Source organism: Photobacterium sp. GSS17 (genome assembly GCF_028621875.1).
GTDB classification, from domain to species: Bacteria; Pseudomonadota; Gammaproteobacteria; order Enterobacterales; family Vibrionaceae; genus Photobacterium; species Photobacterium ganghwense.
In genome coordinates this window covers 443,875-462,731 of the sequence record NZ_CP117518.1, presented here as the reverse complement: position 1 = coordinate 462,731, position 18,857 = coordinate 443,875, and the positions used below count along the sequence as shown (strand labels likewise).

The window sequence follows — 18,857 nt, the reverse complement described above, 5'->3', positions numbered from 1 at the left end:
TCAATTAACCGTCAGCAGCCGATCAGGCAGCCTGCTCACCCGCAAGAATGCGCAGTACTTCACTGGCATCACGGGTCTGAGTCAGCCTCTCGATGGCATCTGGGTCGTCCAGAGCATTGGTGATGGTGGTAATAACTTGAATATGTTCATCATTTTTTGCGGCAATACCAATAACCAGTTTGGCGACGTCGTCTTCATCCTCAGTGAAGCACACACCTGATGGGTACTGGCAAATTACAATACCGGTTTTAATGACACGGTCTTTAGCTTCGACGGTACCGTGTGGCACGGCAATGGACTCGCCAAGGTAAGTCGGCACCATTTTTTCTCGTTCGAACATCGCGTCCACATACTCTGGTTCCGCGTAGCCTAACCGAACCAGTTGCTCACCGGCATAGCGAATCGCGTCTTCCTTGTTGCCAGCCTGCAACCCAAGGTGGATGTTTTCCGCCTGAATCTGGAAGACCTGCGGCTGTTGTGCCTCACTGCCGCTATGTTGCGCAGCGCTGTCAGCATTAAAGCCGTCATCCTTATTAAAGCAATCATCATTGGCGGCGATCGGTGAAACATTCACCATATTGGCATCATTCGCCGCTTCTGGTCTGGTAGCAGCCAGAATACTGGTCACCAGGTCATTGTATACCTGGCTGTCCAGGAAGTTTGTCAAAGAAAGGTGTTTGGCATGGGCCGCATGCTTACGCGCGCGATCCGTCAGATCTTTATGAGTAATCACGATATCTACCTCTTGCGGTAAGCTATTAATGGCACAGTTAGTGACGCTGATGTTCAGACCGGCTTCCTGCACTTTTTTACGTAGCAGGCTTGCCCCCATCGCGCTGGAGCCCATCCCGGCATCACACGCTACAATAATGCTGCGCACATGAGCCAGATTGATATCGTCTTTTCGATTAGCCGTTACATCGGCTGGTTGTCCTTTAGCACTTTCTTTCATGCCCTTCATTTGTGAGGTGGCTTTCGCCAGTGACGTCCCGTCGTCTTCTTCAGACTCACGTTGCGTTTTCAGCAGTACGGATGCAACAGTGAAAGACACAGCGGTAGCGGCAATGATTGACGCAATCACTCCCACGAATGAGGCCTTGGGTGTCATCAGCAGTACCGCAAAAATAGAGCCCGGTGATGCCGGTGACACGATACCGGCGTTGAACATTGTCAGGGTAAACACACCCGTCATCCCGCCCGCAATAACCGCCAGAATCAGACGTGGATTCATCAGAATGTACGGGAAGTAAATCTCATGAATACCACCAAAGAAGTGGATAATTGATGCACCGCCAGCGGTTTGCTTCGCCGTGCCACGACCAAATACCATGTAAGCCAGTAACACACCCAGACCAGGCCCCGGATTTGCCTCAATCAGGAAGAAGATAGACTGGCCCATCTCATTGGCTTGCTGGATACCAAGCGGAGAGAAAATTCCGTGATTGATGGCATTATTCAGGAAAAGGATTTTTGCCGGCTCAACAAAAATGGAGGTCAGTGGTAATAATCCGGCATCAACCAGAAAATTAACACCGGCCGCCAACCCACCTGACAACACTTTCACGAACGGGCCAATCATGAAAAACGCAACAATGGCGCAAATCATCCCTATCAGACCCGCAGAGAAGTTGTTCACCAGCATTTCGAAACCGCTTCTGACCTTCCCTTCAATAGCTCGGTCAAATCGTTTGATGGCCCAACCGCCCATCGGGCCGACAATCATGGCTCCCATGAACATAGGGATGTCTGTTCCGACAATCACCCCCATGGTGGTTACGGCACCGACAACAGCGCCCCGTTCGCCACCCACGAGTTTACCACCGGTATAGCCGATCAGCAGGGGCAGTAAATAGGTAATCATCGGACCGACAAGTTTGGCTAACGTTTCATTCGGCAGCCAGCCGGTAGGAATAAATAGGGCGGTGATAAAGCCCCATGCAATGAATGCCCCGATATTGGGCATGACCATGTTAGATAGGAATCGACCAAAATTTTGTATTTTGATCTTGGCATCTGGTGATATCATAGTGAACCCCCGTTTGATGTTCTGTTTTGTCTTCTGTTGTAGGAAACGGTTCGCCAAAACCGTCGGTTGCTTCGAACACAACCAATCTACCACAGAATTTCAAAGCGGAACTGATAACGGGTTTTTCGTGACACCCGCCTCACTTTCACCCTCTCCAAGCCATTTTTTAGCGACCACACTTACAAATCCGAAATGAAAATTTCATACATTTAAAACCAATAAAAAATGTCAACATTAAATTAAAAACATAGATCACACATAATGAAAGTACACACATTAATCACTTAGTGATGTAAATCACATTAACTGAATTTCAACACCCTTACAGAAACCAATAAAGTGATCGTTATCACTATCAATAATTATTTCACGGCTCGAAGTAATTGATACTCTTATCAGAAAGTGACGATATGTAAATTTATTACATGAAAGGACGGGACATGATTCAGGAAGAAATTCAGACTAGATTACGAAGCATAGAATATGATTTATGAATCGAAGTGCATTACACGCAATTATTTACAGGCTCGCAATGCCTGCGAAGCCCCTCCTCCTCCTCTGCCAGCGCGAACAACGAAAATAGTGCAGACCCCATAAAATACAGAAACAGCCCAAACAAAAAAGCAGGCATTTCAATAACACCTGCTTTGTTAGATGAGTTCTTATCTGATGACATTAAGCGTTGGCTTTACCGCTTATCTTGTGGCTATGGATAAGCGACTTATTTACTTTCCACATCCAGTACACCACGACGAATCTGATCCAGTTCGATCGATTCAAACAGTGCCTGGAAGTTACCTTCACCAAAGCCTTCGTTACCTTTACGCTGGATAATCTCAAAGAAGACAGGGCCGATAACGGTATCAGTGAAGATTTGCAACAAGATACCGGTTTCATCACCATCAATCAGGATTTTCAGGTTTTTCAGTTTAGCCAGATCTTCATGATGACCAGGGATGCGCTTATTCACAGCCTCATAGTAAGTATCAGGTGTATCCATAAAGAGCATTCCGCCCTCTTTCAGCTTGGATACTGTCGCAAAAATATCGTCAGTGCTCAGTGCAATATGCTGAATGCCTTCACCATTGTATTGATCCAGATACTCTGCAATCTGCGATTTGTCGTCACTTGATTCGTTGATTGGAATACGAATTTTTCCACATGGTGCCGTCATAGCACGCGACAGCAAGCCCGTCACCTTACCTTTAATGTCAAAGTGGCGAATTTCACGGAAGTTAGCAATGCGCTCGTAAAAGCTTGCCCACAAATCCATGTTGCCGCGTTTCACGTTATGGGTCAGGTGATCAATTGTCTGAAGCCCTGCACCAACCGCCTGTAAACGTTCTTGGTAATCCGGATAATAATCAAAGTCAATTTCATAGATATCATGTTGACCATAACGATCAACCAGATAGATCAACGATTCACCAATACCGTAAATCGCAGGGATGTTCAGTTCCATCGGACCTGCTTGTGCTGCACAAGGCGTTGCACCCTGAACAACTGCGTATTCAAGCGCAGCCTGAGAATCAGCAACCCGGAAAGCCATTGCGTTGACGCTTGCACCATGCACACCAGCAAAACCTGACGCCTGAGACTGCTCTTCACCATTGATGATGAAGTTGATGTCTCCCTGGCGGTAAAGCCATACCGATTTATGTTTGTGCTTGGCGACTTCAGCGAACCCCATTTGCGAAAACAGATGTTTAAGGTTTGCAATTCCTTCAGGAGTTGGTGCTGTGTATTCCACAAACTCAAAGCCGTCCGTTCCTAGTGGGTTCTCGATCATCTCATTCATCCTTTTCAGAGTTAATGCTACGGGCTTTAACTGCCCTTCTTCTCCTATAGGATTAGCAGCAACCCAATTGGAAGAGAAATCTGAGCCCGCAAATGATGTTAATTATTTGTAAACACCTTTCGTAAACCCACCTTGCCAAATAATCTGGACTCAGCACTATTCCACGTACGGCGTTGTAAATAACTGCCTGATCACAAAACAATCATCCTGTTCATTCTCTCTCACAGTTTGCCTTTCCACTTGTTAACAAAACCATCTAAATTTATAGGTACCTGTTCTTTTTCAGTATCCGACAGGCGAACATACGAGGTCAGCAATGTCAGTCAAAAAGCGCGATCAACTTCGGCTTCCCAAACAGAAAAAGCCCGCCACTCCTCTTACCCCTTCGGCGGAAATTTACCTGCCTACCTATCACTTTTTATTGAATGAATTTCAGCACGCCCGTCGCCACGAAAAAGGCATTCTGGAAGACAGTGATGAGGAGTTTATCCATCAGTACCGGATTGCTTTGCGCCGCTGCCGGGCTCTGATCAGCTTACTGAAACCACTGTTTTACAAGCCGCAACGCGATATGCTGAAAAACGAACTGAAAACGCTGATGCTGCGCACCAACTTGATCCGCGACCTGGATGTTTTCCTGCTTAACATGGAAAACTATTTTTTCCTGTTAGATCATAAGTATCATAAAGGTTTGATTAGCTTTTTTGACGGCCTACAGGATAAACGTCTGAACAGCCTGACAGAGCTCAAAGTATGGTTGCAGTCAGAAAATTATGAACAACAATGTCAGCTAATTATTGGACTGCTGAAAGAAATGAAAGAGCAGCCGCGTGACGCCGGAAAAGTCGAAACCCACACCATTGCCCACGACTCTCTGTGGCAGCACTTTAAGCAGGTCGAAAGTTATTGCCTGGAGATAACGCCAAAGTCACCGGATACCAACATTCATGCTTTACGCATTGAATGTAAAAAGCTGCGCTATTTGCTGGAGTATTTTGCTCCAGTTCTGCCAAAGAAGGCCGCGAAACAACAAATTACCCATTTAAAATCACTGCAGGATACGTTAGGCAATTTCAATGATTCCTCAGTACAGCTGGCTTTTTTACAGCATTACAACCGCAGCCAGAAATCACCGGCATTTCAGCACAAGGCCATCGAAGAACTAATCCGGGAAACGGAAAGCAAACACCAGCATGATAAAAAGGAAACCATTGAACAGATTAATATTTTTCGTAAATCCAAAAATCTCGACCTTTTCTACCAGCTGTACGAAAAACACAAGAAGTAAATTTCAGTTCATTCAGCTGTCGCTTCGCATATTTCGTCATACACGTTACTTCTGGAGAACGACTTATTTGGTACGCAATGGTTAGGGTGTCAATTTCAAATCCTAACTCACCATCGCGTGTGTTTTTGTCAAAACTATTTTACGGTTGAAATGATCCTTTAGTCACAATGGTTGCCGAGATAATCTTTTTTTCCTTGTATCAAATAACTGATGCTTACATCAACAGCCAACCTAGCTGTACATGGCTTTTTTGCTCTGGGATTTGTTTGCACTGGGCTTTGTTTGCACTCGGTTTTATTTAAACGTATCTTTATTTACACGTAGCTTTATTCACACAGCTTTAATTAAACACAGCCTGTGTTTTACACGTCTTAGCTATCGTCAGTGTGTACTTAAACCGCTCCGGCTCCACTCTCCCAGATTCTCAATTCAACATTTTAACTATCTTGATATTCACGCATTCAGTACTGCACACACCGACCAACTTACTAACATTGACTCACGCACTAACGACAGCCAGTTAGCCAACAGCATGATGATGAGATCGATATCACCGTTAGCCCAGAAGAAAATACCACTTTAGAGTTATCCTCTATTACTGACTTATTACACATTAAAAGCCAGTATTTCCCATTCCTTCCTCATGTTGACACTATGTGTCAGATTAACTTGAAAATTATTTCAATTAATTCTTCAAAGTTATTCCTGATCATGATCTGATTTCATTTGAAAATGTAATATTGCACATAGCAACGTGTTATACCCTGCACAATTATTATAAAGGGAAATATGCGCTGTCGGTTGTTTGCTTTACACTCTGCGACAACAACAACTTAACAAAAGCTATAAGGGATGACGCCTGAATTTCATCTCCCGAACAGCTATAAGAAAAATTTATTACAAGAATTACATTTGAGGTATTCATGCGTAAAGATTCGCCTTCAACCGCAAAAGAAGTTACTTATCCGAATACATATAACCTCCTTTCCGTTACCGAACTCAGTAGTCATATCACTTATGTAAGTAACGAATTTTGTGAGGTTGCCGGTTATACAAAAGAAGAACTGATTGACCAACCACACAATGTAATTCGTCATCCGGACATGCCTCCTGAGGCATTTAAAGATTTATGGACGCATATTAAAAAGGGCAAATCCTGGATGGGACTTGTCAAAAATCAGTGTAAAAACGGTGACTATTACTGGGTCGATGCGTTTGCTTCCCCTATTATTGAAAACGGCACCATCACTGAGTACCAGTCGGTCAGATTTCTCCCTGAACGTCAGCATGTCGAACACGCCGACAAAATCTATGCTCAGATTCGTGCTGGAAAGTCCCTGCGCAGCCTGACCGGTGTTCGCAGTCGGTTATGGCAGCGCATCACATTTGCGTTGTTGCCGATCGCCGCACTCTCTAGTGTCATTGACGGGTTTTGGCTGCCAGGAGCTGGCGTCTGGTTCTTTTTGGCTGGCACGGTAGCGTCAGTATATGGTCTGACTCGGCGACTGGAATCATTGTCCAAAGATGCCCGCGAGATCTTTGATAATCCCCTGATGGAGCGGGTTTATAACAAGCATGTGGACGACCTGTCCGAGATTAAACTGGCAATGAAAATGCGCCAGTCAGAGCTCAATGCCGTTGTAGGCCGCATTCAGGACTCAAATGATGAGATTGCGCGTACTGCCCGTTCGATTTCTGAAAACAGTCACGCAACATCCGGCAATCTAGAGCGACAAACGGCAGAGACCGAGCAGTTGGCCGCAGCTATCAATGAAATGCATTCTACTGCCAATCAAATTGCGCATAATGCCCAGAATACCTCAGGGGTAACCGACCAGGCTAAACAAGCGGCGATCGAAGGCATGCAGTCAGTTAACAGTACGGTCGAATCGATTCAGATGCTGGCCACTCAACTTAATGATGCCGCAAATATCATCTCTCAGCTTGAAGGACACGGTAAAACCATCGGTGAAATCCTCGCTATCATTCAAAGTGTTGCCGACCAAACCAATTTACTGGCACTCAATGCGGCGATTGAGGCTGCACGAGCCGGTGAGCAAGGTCGAGGCTTTGCTGTGGTCGCCGACGAGGTGCGCGCACTGGCACAACGCAGTCAGACTGCAACGCTGGAGATTCAGGCCGCGATTGAGCAAATCCAGACCAGCACCACCCATGCTGTGCATTCGATGAAGGAGGGCACAAAATTGTCGGAACATTGTGTCAGCAGTGCCGAGTTATCCGGCGATAAACTCAATGCCTTGCTGCATCAGATTAACGACATTTCCGATCGTAACGGAGAAATTGCCGTAGCCGTCGAGGAAATGGCAAGGGTTTCCGAAAGCATGAACATGAATGTTCAGTCAATCACTGAAGCCTGTATTGAAACGAACCATCTGGCAAATGATGTACTGACTGAATGCAATGGGCTTGTCAGCAATCTGAATTCTCAGGGTAAGCTGGTCAGGCAATTCCGAAGAGCATGACCTTCTTGGGGCAATGTGTGAACAAAACGAACACCGATTCACTCATTGCCCTCAGACTGCCCCACCGTGGAACAGTCTACAAGAGAACAATCCCATCCGGCCATTTACCTGAGTCTTACCTTAACAATGAAGTAAAAAGCCGGAAGTGATGCTGAGATCCACCGGGTCAATATCGTTCAAGCGGTTACTCGCTTATTCAGGGTTTGTCTTTTTCTGATGTATGTCAGGCTCTCAACGCCCGAATAATGTCTCGTTCCAACACTTGCGGTTTTTTTGTCGGCGCAAACCGTTTTATCGGCTTTCCGTCCCGGCCAATCAGAAATTTCGTGAAATTCCACTTCACCTGGTTACCTAATAATCCGGGCAACGCTCTGGTAAGAAAACGAAAAACGTCATGGCTTTCCGGCCCTTTGACGTCCACTTTTTCAAACATCGGGAATGACACCCCAAAGTTTAGCTGACAACTTTCGGCTATTTCCGCATTCTCGCCCGGTTCCTGACCACCAAACTGATTGCAGGGAAAGCCCAGAATGACCAATCCTTGATCGTGATATTTTTCGTACAGTTCCTGCAACCCTTTGTACTGCGGGGTAAAACCACACTCACTGGCGGTATTCACCACCAAGACCACCTTACCGGCAAAATCAGCCATTGATACATCTTCGCCATTAATTTTCCTGGCAGACAATTCGTAAAAAGCAGCCATGTCTTTCTCCATTTACTCTGTTCTGTCCGGCGTCGTTCACTAAGCACTCATTTTACACCAGACTCTGACCTGCCATTAGTGTAAGCCATTCTTTTAGAAACCTGCTTCTAATTCACGTACACTCTCAAAAACTCTTTAAGACACCAGTTACCATGACATCACTACATTCAATGCTTAACCTGTTCGGTCTGCCTCAACTTCCACTGTCAGAAGAAGAAAGAGACTTTGCCCAGCAGTTCATTAACCAACGATCGGCATTCTTCTCTCAAGCGTGTACACAGAGACAAAAACCGCAGGAAGACATTGCGCTGGGTTTACTGACCCAATCTTACCAGCAATGGCTGGAAGTCTTTATCTCAACGCAAACCAAAACTGCTGAAATGAAGTCGCTTTTTTCTGCCCACGTTGGGAGTCAACATGCTGAGAAATTTAAAAGTAATGATGAGTTGGGGCTGATTGTGATCACTAAATTATGGTTATTAGCTCAGGGTTACCATGGCATTGATTTCAGCTACGCGAACGAGCAAGCATCAACAGTTTCAGGACTAGCCGTCTGCAACCAAAAATCCCATACCGAAATCACCAGCAACGAAAGCGATACTGACTCACAGTCAACAGGGCTAACTCCCGAGCAGCATGCTCTCCGTCAGCAGCTCATGCAAGCCTATTATGTGGCCCTTGAAGCGAGAAAGTCTCAATCTGCCGAGAAAATTCATGACGATAAGCACAACGCATCCCTACTCGATACGTTAACGCGTTTTATCAAGCGGCTGTTTTAAGAAGTAGCATGCCCGAGCAGGACACGGTTTAGGTAGTGGCACACCTCACTATGCTTGGCGATGTTTGAACGCAGTTCGATGACAACCAGCAATATGCCATGACGCGATAACTAAAGAGGCTTGTAACTCTTCACGACTCACGCGGTTTAGGATCACGTTCAACTCGCATAAACAAGATGTCACAGGGCATTTTTCTCAGTAGCGGTTCACTGGCTGATAAAGCCAGTTGACGAAAAACGCTGGATTCGTGGTGACCAATAATCAGTAGATCCACATCAAACTCGTTTATGGCCCTGATGATCTGGTCTTCCACATAACCGGCATAGAACACATGCTTGTAGATCGGATAATTGGCACCTTGCAGTAAACTCAGCATGGTTTTTATCGACGGACTTTGATTTTCTTCATCAAAGTCTTCCGGCTCAAACTCTCGAACCCCCTCATACAGTTCTGAAAAATCCGGATCTACATGAATCACACTGAACAATGCATGATTGATTTTGGCCTGCTCCGCCGCCTTGGTCACCAGGTATTCGGCATTCCGATCAAAATTGACCGCTAACATGACGTGTTTGTATTTCATGTTTACTCCTCGTCAGGTCATCAGGCTGTTTATGGGAATCAATTTATGTCTAATCAATATAGATGAGTTCGAAATCAATGGCGGATTTTTACGATGATTTCCGTTGCAGCAGATAGTCTTGAAAAGGTCGATCAAACAATAGAATTCAGTTCCATACTTATAGAAAATAATGTCCCCGGAGGGTATATGTCTCTGTCTTCCCGACTTGACTCGTTGTCTATATTCCTCGTTCTGCTCCTGATCTTTTTTGTGATCTGTCTGATCTTTGAAATCGGCTATCGCGTAGCGGGGAAACTCTCCGACAAGACTTTTCATGAGTCGATTGGCCCTATGGCGACAGGGTTAGCCAGCCTGCTAGCTTTTATATTGGCCATTACATTCAGTATGGCGGCAGGCAAATCTGCCGACCGAAAACAAATCATTTTGACGGAAGCGAATACCATAGGTACTACCGTTCTGCGCACATCGCTCCTTGCTGAACCTTACCGCACTCGCAGCCGCGAATTATTACGTGAATACGTTTCATTGCGTATCGTCAAAAATACAAAAGAAGGCCAGGCCTACGTGCCAAAGGCAATTCAACGCAGCGAACAGCTGCAAGTCGCGTTATGGCAACAAGCCGTCGCGGCGCATAAAACGACGGCACCCGAACTGCTGCTGCTCTACATCAACTCACTCAATGACATGATAGATATTCACTCAGAGCGTGTTAACAAAGGGATGCGAGGGCGTATACCCGCCAGTATCTGGTTCACGTTAGGATTACTGACATTCCTGACTATTTCACTGAATGGGATTCAGGTTGGTGCTCAACACAGAGGCCGGGCAATGGTTGCCGCCATCCCGTTTGCTTTAGCCTTTTCTCTGGTACTGACGTTGATCGTGGAGCTGGATCGACCTAATCGCAGCATTATCGTGATTAGCCAGCAGCCATTGATCGATTTGGAAAACAGTCTGAGCAGCCTGATTACTCCCGTCGAGCTCGATCCACTCCCGGCAAGACCTGACTAGCACTAATACCGAAATCATGATCTGAAGTAGCTGCTCGAAGTAACGTTTAAAAACACCAGTCCTAAACAGAGGTTTCACAGAGGCTTTTCGCGCCCGGCGATTGATTAATAATTTCTCAATTTGTCAGGGAGCATATATTCCCTTTGTGACACATTTCACATAAGAGATTGGTTTTATAAAAAAAATCCGGTCACTCGTATGAACTCTTTTGTCAATACGATATATTAAAAAGGTGAATTCTGGGAGTAGAATCACACTAAATAGTCATACAATTATCCATCAAGAACAATAAGAATGGAGCACAGGGTCGTTACAATGAGTAAAGACACTAAACAGGTTAGGTATAAGCTCAAAGCAGAAAGCCGTACAGTACTGCTTCGGACAAAGGTTGCTTTCCTTAAAACGTATAATAAAGCCGCATGATGCGGCTTTTACGTTTTATGTGGGTTCACTGTTGAGTAACATGAATTATCGTCTAAAGAAAGACATACGTGTCATCCAAAGACCCCCTGCGCCACTCAAGCGCCACTCAAGCGCCACTCAGTGACGAAACGTCAAAACAATTGTTTGAACACGCACCTTCGCGGAACACCCCACAACTTCGCCCTGACATTAGGGTGATTCGTTTTCAATCACAACGCCGCCCAGCACAACCCTGTTCATGTTTGGAAACATCCGCTGCTCGAATAAGTCGCTACTATTTGTTTCTCCCGGCAAGGTGGCGACTAAGACAGGCTTATCAGTCTCGTTTCTTTGCGTAATATTAGCCTCTGCTCCCTGTGAGATTGAATCAGACACGACGGTTACACCTGCTCTCTCTGACGACCAAACCGGCGCATTCACGTAGGCATGCGTATCATTTCCTATCAGGTTGAATTTATCGAACACCAGCGCCAGTACCGCCAGCGTGACCACCAATACATTCAATCGCATGGCATCCTCCTTTTTTGCCTCTACGCGCTTTCATTGATAGTGCATGTCCTGGTTTTGAGCAAGATCACAAAATAAAAAAGGAGGCTAAGCCTCCTTTAATGTTAATTTTTATTTTCAGTTTGTAGGTCGTCCGCGTCACGATTCACCCAATCCGTCGTACTTAAACGTGGTACTTAGCCTCAGTACCCGAACTTAACGAAGCACACGTTCGATTTCCTGCAGACTGGATGGATCATCAATAGTGGATGGCACTACGTATTGTTCGCCATCCGCAATCTGACGGATCACACGGCGCAAGATCTTACCTGATCGGGTTTTCGGTAATCGATCTACGATCAGTGCCTTGTTAAAACAGGCCACAGCACCGATTTCCTGACGCACTTTTTGCAGCAGCTGGGCTTCAATCTCCCCGTTTTCGGAGAAGTAGCCATCTTTAAGAACAACCAGCCCGAGTGGCAACTGCCCTTTCAGTTCATCATGAATACCGATCACAGCACATTCCGCAACGGCTTCATGGGCACCGACCACTTCTTCCATTTCACCCGTCGATAAACGATGCCCAGCCACATTAATGACGTCGTCGATACGCCCCATGACAAACAGATAACCGTCTTCATCCAGATATCCCCCGTCCCCTGAAACGTAATAACCCGGGAACTGGCTCAGATAGCCGGTTTCAAACCGATCGTGGTTACGCCACACAGTAGGCAGACAGCCAGGAGGTAAAGGCCGTTTAATGGCTATAAACCCTTGTTGATTCGCCCCAAGGGGTAATCCCACTTCGTTGAGCACTTCAACCTGATAGCCGGGAATCGGTTTTGTTGATGAGCCGGGTTTCACCTTAAAGGTTTCGATGCCAAGTGGATTACCGGCAATCGCCCAACCGGTTTCAGTCTGCCACCAGTGATCCACGACCGGGCGACCGGTTTTCTCTTCCACCCATTCCAGAGTGGGCGGATCCAGTCGCTCTCCGGCCATGAAGATCGTTTTCAGCGATGCCATCGGATAATCCTTCAGATGGCTCCCCTGAGGATCCTCTTTTTTGATGGCACGAAACGCGGTTGGGGCAGAGAACAAAATTTTCACCTTGTACTCATCACACACTCGCCAGAAAGCACCCGGATCCGGCGTTCTCACAGGTTTGCCTTCGTACATGATCGTCGTACAGCCATGGATTAAAGGCGCATACACGATGTAAGAATGTCCGACCACCCAACCCACATCTGATGCCGCCCAATACACATCTCCCGGGCTGACGTCATAAATGGCTTCCATGCTATAGCGCATTGCTACGGCATGACCACCGTTATCCCGTACTACCCCTTTGGGCTTTCCGGTTGTACCCGACGTGTACAATATATACAGTGGATCCGTTGCTTGAACCGGCACGCACACATGAGGTTGAGCCGATTTCAGCATTGAACTCCAGTCTCTGTCCCGCTCATGGTGCAAATCAGCCAGACATTGCTTGCGCTGATAAACCACCACATAATCGGGTTTCCAGCGGCTGTCCATTACAGCCTGATCCACCATCGGCTTGTAGGGGATGACTTTATTGACTTCGACGCCGCAACTGGCCGTCAGTACCACTTTGGGCTCCGCATCTTCAATGCGAACGGCCAGTTCGTTGGGTGCAAAGCCACCAAACACCACCGAGTGAATAGCCCCTAAACGCGCACAGGCTAACATCGCCATCGCCGCTTCAGGGATCATTGGCATGTAGATCACCACCCGATCCCCTTTTACAACCCCCAGCGATGCCAACATGCCAGCGGTTTTCGCGACTTGATCACGTAACACCAGATAGGTATAGCGGGCTTTCTGACCCGTAACCGGCGAGTCATAGATCAACGCGGTCTGATCACCTCGCCCCTGCTCAACATGATGATCCAACGCCAGATAACAGGTATTGAGTTCTCCATCAGCAAACCAACGATCAATACCGTGTTCATCTTTACTCAGAATGGTGTGCGGAAATTGGTACCAAGCGAGTTTTTCGGCTTGTTGTTTCCAGAAAAGCTCCGGTTGTTCCACCGAAGTGGTAAATGCTTCCTGATATGAAGACATATTGCTTCCTCCAGTATGTCCTGACATTGCTTATTTAAAAGCGCTACGCAAAGACAGTGGAGGGAACACGGACAAAGCCCTCCATCAAGATACGAGCACTGCGGCTCATGATTGCTTTCTCTATCACCCAGTCCTGTCCGGTCTGTTTAGCCTGGGCTCCGACTTTTAACGTCCCTGAAGGATGGCCGAACGTCACTGACTCTTTTTCCCCGCCTCCGGCCGCCAGATTGACCAGTGTCCCCGGCACGCAAGCAGCAGAGGCGATTGCCACCGCAGCCGTCCCCATCATGGCATGGTGCAGCTTACCCATTGACAGCGCACGAACCAGCAGATCCACTTCGTTCTCAGCAATGATTTTGTTACTGGAAGACTGATAAGTTTTAGGTTTGGAAACAAAGGCGACTTTCGGTGTGTGCTGACGTGTTTCTGCCTCTTCCAGATGCTGAATCAGCCCCATTTTCAGGGCACCATAAGCACGGATCTTTTCGAACATGGCCAGGACGTTTTCATCATTATTGATATCATCCTGACGCTCAGTACCGGTAAAGCCAATGGCTTCAGCCTCAACAAAAATGGTCGGGATACCGGCATTGATCAAAGTGGCTTTGAAGGTGCCAACACCCGGTACGTCAAGATCATCAATCAGGTTACCGGTCGGAAACATAGCGCCTTCGCCATCAGCGGGATCCATGAAATCCACCTGAATCTCCGCGGCCGAAAACGTCACGCCATCCAGCTCAAATTCACCGGTTTCCTGTACAAAGCCATTTACGACAGGAACATGAATAAGAATGGTTTTCCCGATATTGACCTGCCAGACCCGGACGGTAACAACGCCATTTTCCGACAACCGTTCCTGGGGTATCAGACCGGCATGAATTGCAAAGGGCCCCACTGCCGCAGAGAGGTTGCCGCAATTCCCACTCCAATCCACAAACGGTTTATCAATCGACACCTGACCAAACAGGTAGTCGACATCATGATCGGCTTTCTGGCTTTTAGAGACGATCACCGTTTTGCTGGTGCTCGATGTGGCTCCCCCCATCCCGTCGATCTGCTTGCCATAAGGATCCGGACTGCCAATGACCCGCAACAGCAGGCTGTCCCTATCTTTACCGGGAATCTGAGCCTGAGGTGGCAAATCAGCCAGATTAAAAAATACGCCTTTACTGGTGCCGCCACGCATATACGTGGCCGGCACTTTCATCTGCGACTGAGACATTATCCCTGTCATGGTTCCTCCCCTTACTGAGCCAGAAAGTCTTGCGCAAATCGCTGCAGGACACCGCCTGCGGCGTACACATGCACTTCATCTGCGGTATCTAGACGACATGTCACCGGTACATCGACTTTTTCACCATTGGCTCGGGTAATCACCAGAGCTAATTCGGCCCCCGGTTTGATTTCACCGACGACGTCGTACAGCTCAGTCCCATCCAGCCCTAAAGTATTGCGATTCACGCCATTTTTGAACTGCAACGGCAATACGCCCATCCCTACCAGATTGGTACGGTGGATACGCTCGAAGCCTTCCGCCACAATAGCTTCAACCCCTGCCAGCCGGACGCCTTTGGCAGCCCAGTCGCGGGAAGAACCCTGCCCATAATCGGCCCCGGCCACCACAATCAGCGGCTGTTTGCGATCCATATAGGTCTCAATGGCTTCCCACATACGAGTGACCTTACCTTCTGGCTCGACTCGTGCCAGAGAGCCCTGCACCACGTCGCCATTCTCTTTCACCATCTCATTGAACAGTTTCGGGTTCGCGAGAGTCGCACGTTGCGCAGTCAGGTGGTCACCGCGGTGAGTCGCGTAAGAGTTGAAATCCTCTTCCGGTACGCCCATCTTCGCCAGATACTCCCCGGCAGCACTGGAGGCCAGAATCGCATTAGATGGCGATAAATGGTCAGTAGTTATGTTGTCACCAAGGATTGCCAACGGGCGCATTCCCGATAACGTTCGCTCACCGGCTAACGCCCCTTCCCAATAAGGAGGACGGCGAATGTAAGTACTCATCGGACGCCAGTCGTAAAGCGGATTGCTGTTTCGGGCTTCGTCATTCAGTTTGAACATCTGAATGTAAACCTGATTGAACTGCTCCGGCTTCACATACTTGCCGACAACCGCATCAATTTCTTCGTCACTTGGCCACAAATCATTGAGGTAAACCGGATTGCCCTGACTGTCCGTGCCCAGTACGTCACGTTCAATATCAAAGCGGATGGTTCCTGCAATGGCATAGGCAACCACCAGCGGCGGTGACGCCAGGAAAGCCTGTTTGGCGTATGGGTGAATACGACCATCGAAGTTACGGTTGCCGGACAGTACAGCGGTTGTGTAGAGATCACGGTCGATGATTTCTTGCTGGATTGCATGATCAAGCGCCCCACTCATCCCGTTACAGGTAGTACAGGCGTAACCCACAATGCCGAAGCCCAGCTTTTCCAGTTCAGGCAACAAGCCGGCCTCTTCCAGATACAATCTGGCGACTTTGGATCCCGGAGCAAACGACGATTTCACCCAAGGTTTGCGAACCAGGCCCAATTCATTGGCTTTCTTGGCAAACAAGCCGGCAGCCACCACGTTGCGAGGGTTACTGGTATTAGTACAAGAGGTGATAGCAGCAATGATTACCGCGCCATCCGGCAGTTCGCCCGCTTTCTCTTCCCACTTGCCAGAGATACCACGAGAAGCCAGTTCTGACGTTGGTAAGCGACGATGCGGATTCGAAGGGCCCGCCATATTGCGCGACACTTGGGAGATATCAAACTCCAGTACTCGCTCGTACACCGCATTATCCAGAGCATCTGCCCACAAGCCGGTCTGTTTGGCATATTGTTCAACCAACTTAACCTGAGCATCATCACGGCCAGTCAACTTCAGATAGTTGATAGTCTGCTCATCGATGTAGAACATCCCCGCCGTCGCGCCATATTCCGGCGTCATGTTAGAGATAGTGGCGCGGTCGCCAATCGTCAGATCTTTGGTCCCTTCGCCAAAGAATTCCAGATAGGACGACACCACGCGCTCATTGCGCAGGAACTCAGTCAATGCCAGCACAATATCAGTAGCGGTAATGCCCGGCTGGCGTTGGCCGGTGAGTTTCACCCCGACAATATCCGGCAGGCGCATCATCGACGGCCGTCCCAACATGACTGTTTCCGCTTCCAGCCCACCCACGCCAATAGCGATAACGCCCAGAGCATCAACATGCGGCGTGTGGCTGTCGGTACCGACACAAGTATCAGGGTAAGCAATACCGTCTTTGGCCTGAACCACAGGCGACATTTTTTCCAGGTTAATCTGGTGCATGATGCCATTCCCCGCGGGAATCACGCTCACGTTCTCAAAAGCAGTTTTGCACCAGTTAATAAAGTGAAACCGGTCTTCGTTACGACGTTCTTCAATGGCTCGGTTTTTATCAAAGGCATCCGGGTCAAAGCCCCCGTGTTCCACCGCCAATGAATGGTCAACAATCAGTTGAGTTTCCACCACTGGGTTCACTTTCGCCGGGTCACCGCCTTGATCTGCGATAGCATCCCGCAAACCGGCCAAATCAACCAGCGCGGTTTGGCCCAGAATGTCGTGACACACAACCCGCGCCGGGTACCACGGAAAGTCCAGATCCCGCTTGCGTTCGATGATCTGTCGTAAACAATCAGTTAATGCGTCTGGGTCACAGCGTCTGACCAACTGCTCTGCGAGTACACGAGAGGTGTAAGGGAGCGTTTCATACGCACCAGGTGAAATATCATTAACGGCTTCTTGGGTATCAAAATAATCAAGTCCGCTTCCAGCCAGAGGCTTGCGGTATAGTGTGTTTATGCTCATTGCTTCCCTCCGTGAAACTTCCGCTCACAGACCCTATTCGGCAATTAAATCTCCCCCCATAAACAGGGGGGAGTGAAAGGAGGGACTCCTTTGGTTCGGAGTCTGCTGTTATTAACGCTTAATCGCGCTGTTCGATCGGCACCCATTCCTGATGCTCAGGACCGGTGTAATCCGCACTCGGACGAATGATTCGGTTATTCGCACGCTGCTCAAATACGTGTGCAGCCCAGCCTGTTACGCGACTCATCACAAAAATTGGCGTAAACAGCTTGGTCGGGATGTCCATAAAGTGATACGCCGAGGCATGGAAGAAATCGGCATTACAAAACAGATCTTTTTCCCGCTTCATCACCGCTTCGACACGTTCTGACACCGCATACAGATGAGTATCACCAACATCCTCAGACAGCTTCTTCGACCAGGCTTTGATCAGGGCATTACGTGGATCCGACTCACGGTAGATGGCGTGGCCAAACCCCATGATCTTCTCTTTGTTCTCCAGCATTTTCATGATGCCGGCTTCCGCTTCGTCCGGAGACTGCCATTGCTCGATCATTTCCATCGCGGCTTCGTTTGCCCCGCCGTGCAGCGGACCACGCAGGCTGCCGATAGCCGCGGTAACACAAGAATGCAGATCAGACAGGGTCGACGCACACACGCGAGCAGTAAAGGTTGAGGCATTGAATTCATGTTCTGCGTAAAGAATCAGCGAGCAGTGCATCACTTTCTTATGCAGTTCAGACGGTGCTTTATCGGTCAGCATTTCCAGGAAATAGCCGCCAATGCTGTCCTCTTCACTGCTGGCGGTATCAATACGTACACCATCGTGAGAATAGCGATACCAGTAACAGATAATCGCGGGCAGCATGGCCAGCAAGGTATCGGTTTTCTCGGCCTGTTGTGAGAAATCACGCTCTTGGTCCAGATTACCCAGCATTGAACAACCGGTACGCATCACATCCATCGGATGTGCATCCGCCGGAATGGCTTCCAGTACCAGACGCAGCGCCTGTGGCAATCCACGTGCCTGTTTCAGTGTTGCTTTATAGCCATCAAGTTCAGCTTGGGTCGGCAATTTGCCTTTCAGCAGCAGGTAAGCCACTTCTTCAAACTCAGCGTGGTTCGCCAAGTCAGTAATATCATAACCACGGTACGTTAGGCCGGTACCGGTTTTACCTACTGTACACAACGCGGTGCTGCCGGCGCTTTGTCCGCGCAGTCCAGCGCCGCTTAGGGTTTTGTTCTTCTGATCCTTCTTAACATCAGCTACGGCTATCGCAGTCATAGCAGACTCCTTATTTTGAGTTTCACGTTATTGAATGATTCAGATTGGAACAACTTCTGGCACCTGC

The 18,857-nt window shown here is 48.1% G+C and carries 13 protein-coding genes; 4 read left to right on the top strand and 9 right to left on the bottom strand.

Annotated elements, in window-relative coordinates; genetic code table 11:
• Positions 1-22: 22 nt before the first annotated feature.
• Positions 23-2,026: a PTS mannitol transporter subunit IICBA gene (locus tag PGW97_RS18485; protein ID WP_273860397.1), complete on the bottom strand. Its 2,004-nt coding sequence runs from the start codon at positions 2,024-2,026 to the stop codon at positions 23-25.
• A 721-nt stretch (positions 2,027-2,747) separates the two neighbouring features.
• Positions 2,748-3,824, bottom strand: coding sequence for a 4-hydroxyphenylpyruvate dioxygenase (gene hppD / locus PGW97_RS18480; protein ID WP_217392509.1), 1,077 nt, complete (start codon positions 3,822-3,824; stop codon positions 2,748-2,750).
• Between the two features lie 316 nt (positions 3,825-4,140).
• Between hppD and PGW97_RS18475 the strand changes: the two genes are divergently transcribed.
• Both PGW97_RS18475 and PGW97_RS18470 read left to right on the top strand, forming a co-directional pair.
• On the top strand, positions 4,141-5,112 hold the full coding sequence (locus tag PGW97_RS18475; RefSeq protein ID WP_273860396.1) for a CHAD domain-containing protein: 972 nt from the start codon (positions 4,141-4,143) through the stop codon (positions 5,110-5,112).
• Positions 5,113-6,035: 923 nt separating this feature from the next.
• Positions 6,036-7,595 (top strand): methyl-accepting chemotaxis protein, encoded by a 1,560-nt coding sequence (locus PGW97_RS18470; RefSeq protein ID WP_273860395.1) that lies wholly within the window; start codon positions 6,036-6,038, stop codon positions 7,593-7,595.
• Between the two features lie 223 nt (positions 7,596-7,818).
• Here the strand turns inward: PGW97_RS18470 and PGW97_RS18465 are convergent, their stop codons facing one another.
• Complete coding sequence (locus tag PGW97_RS18465; RefSeq protein WP_207104058.1) at positions 7,819-8,301, bottom strand: glutathione peroxidase; 483 nt, start codon at positions 8,299-8,301, stop codon at positions 7,819-7,821.
• Positions 8,302-8,471: 170 nt separating this feature from the next.
• On the opposite strand from PGW97_RS18465, the gene PGW97_RS18460 reads away from it, so the two are divergent.
• The gene (locus PGW97_RS18460) at positions 8,472-9,080 is read left to right on the top strand and encodes a hypothetical protein (RefSeq protein ID WP_273860394.1); all 609 of its coding nucleotides are present in this window, start codon (positions 8,472-8,474) and stop codon (positions 9,078-9,080) included.
• 130 nt (positions 9,081-9,210) lie between these two features.
• On the opposite strand, the gene PGW97_RS18455 is transcribed toward PGW97_RS18460, so the two are convergent.
• Positions 9,211-9,663, bottom strand: coding sequence for a universal stress protein (locus tag PGW97_RS18455; RefSeq protein ID WP_047884609.1), 453 nt, complete (start codon positions 9,661-9,663; stop codon positions 9,211-9,213).
• 186 nt (positions 9,664-9,849) lie between these two features.
• Between PGW97_RS18455 and PGW97_RS18450 the strand changes: the two genes are divergently transcribed.
• Positions 9,850-10,674 (top strand): bestrophin-like domain, encoded by an 825-nt coding sequence (locus PGW97_RS18450; RefSeq protein ID WP_273860393.1) that lies wholly within the window; start codon positions 9,850-9,852, stop codon positions 10,672-10,674.
• 612 nt (positions 10,675-11,286) lie between these two features.
• On the opposite strand, the gene PGW97_RS18445 is transcribed toward PGW97_RS18450, so the two are convergent.
• The 5 genes from PGW97_RS18445 to prpC all read right to left on the bottom strand — a co-directional run bounded on the left by PGW97_RS18445 (position 11,287) and on the right by prpC (position 18,790).
• The gene (locus PGW97_RS18445; RefSeq protein ID WP_047884611.1) at positions 11,287-11,607 is read right to left on the bottom strand and encodes a hypothetical protein; all 321 of its coding nucleotides are present in this window, start codon (positions 11,605-11,607) and stop codon (positions 11,287-11,289) included.
• 192 nt (positions 11,608-11,799) lie between these two features.
• Entirely contained in the window at positions 11,800-13,674 is a 1,875-nt protein-coding gene (locus PGW97_RS18440) for a propionyl-CoA synthetase (RefSeq protein WP_273860392.1), read from the bottom strand.
• 43 nt (positions 13,675-13,717) lie between these two features.
• Positions 13,718-14,908, bottom strand: coding sequence for a 2-methylaconitate cis-trans isomerase PrpF (gene prpF, locus PGW97_RS18435; RefSeq protein WP_273860391.1), 1,191 nt, complete (start codon positions 14,906-14,908; stop codon positions 13,718-13,720).
• Positions 14,909-14,919: 11 nt separating this feature from the next.
• Positions 14,920-17,505 carry a Fe/S-dependent 2-methylisocitrate dehydratase AcnD gene (gene acnD, locus PGW97_RS18430; RefSeq protein WP_273860390.1) on the bottom strand — a complete coding sequence of 862 codons (2,586 nt, stop codon included), beginning with the start codon at positions 17,503-17,505 and terminating at the stop codon, positions 14,920-14,922.
• A 118-nt stretch (positions 17,506-17,623) separates the two neighbouring features.
• Positions 17,624-18,790: a bifunctional 2-methylcitrate synthase/citrate synthase gene (prpC, locus tag PGW97_RS18425; RefSeq protein WP_207104056.1), complete on the bottom strand. Its 1,167-nt coding sequence runs from the start codon at positions 18,788-18,790 to the stop codon at positions 17,624-17,626.
• Between the last annotated feature and the right edge of the window lie 67 nt (positions 18,791-18,857).

What these genes read in the sequence shown, in the direction of transcription:
- prpC (WP_207104056.1), bottom strand. Translation starts at nt 18,790, where the DNA reads ATGACTGCGATAGCCGTAGCTGATGTTAAGAAGGATCAGAAGAACAAA.
- PGW97_RS18455 (WP_047884609.1), bottom strand. Translation starts at nt 9,663, where the DNA reads ATGAAATACAAACACGTCATGTTAGCGGTCAATTTTGATCGGAATGCC.
- PGW97_RS18485 (WP_273860397.1), bottom strand. Translation starts at nt 2,026, where the DNA reads ATGATATCACCAGATGCCAAGATCAAAATACAAAATTTTGGTCGATTC.
- hppD (WP_217392509.1), bottom strand. Translation starts at nt 3,824, where the DNA reads ATGAATGAGATGATCGAGAACCCACTAGGAACGGACGGCTTTGAGTTT.
- PGW97_RS18450 (WP_273860393.1), top strand. Translation starts at nt 9,850, where the DNA reads ATGTCTCTGTCTTCCCGACTTGACTCGTTGTCTATATTCCTCGTTCTG.
- PGW97_RS18460 (WP_273860394.1), top strand. Translation starts at nt 8,472, where the DNA reads ATGCTTAACCTGTTCGGTCTGCCTCAACTTCCACTGTCAGAAGAAGAA.
- prpF (WP_273860391.1), bottom strand. Translation starts at nt 14,908, where the DNA reads ATGACAGGGATAATGTCTCAGTCGCAGATGAAAGTGCCGGCCACGTAT.
- PGW97_RS18465 (WP_207104058.1), bottom strand. Translation starts at nt 8,301, where the DNA reads ATGGCTGCTTTTTACGAATTGTCTGCCAGGAAAATTAATGGCGAAGAT.
- acnD (WP_273860390.1), bottom strand. Translation starts at nt 17,505, where the DNA reads ATGAGCATAAACACACTATACCGCAAGCCTCTGGCTGGAAGCGGACTT.
- PGW97_RS18440 (WP_273860392.1), bottom strand. Translation starts at nt 13,674, where the DNA reads ATGTCTTCATATCAGGAAGCATTTACCACTTCGGTGGAACAACCGGAG.
- PGW97_RS18445 (WP_047884611.1), bottom strand. Translation starts at nt 11,607, where the DNA reads ATGCGATTGAATGTATTGGTGGTCACGCTGGCGGTACTGGCGCTGGTG.
- PGW97_RS18475 (WP_273860396.1), top strand. Translation starts at nt 4,141, where the DNA reads ATGTCAGTCAAAAAGCGCGATCAACTTCGGCTTCCCAAACAGAAAAAG.
- PGW97_RS18470 (WP_273860395.1), top strand. Translation starts at nt 6,036, where the DNA reads ATGCGTAAAGATTCGCCTTCAACCGCAAAAGAAGTTACTTATCCGAAT.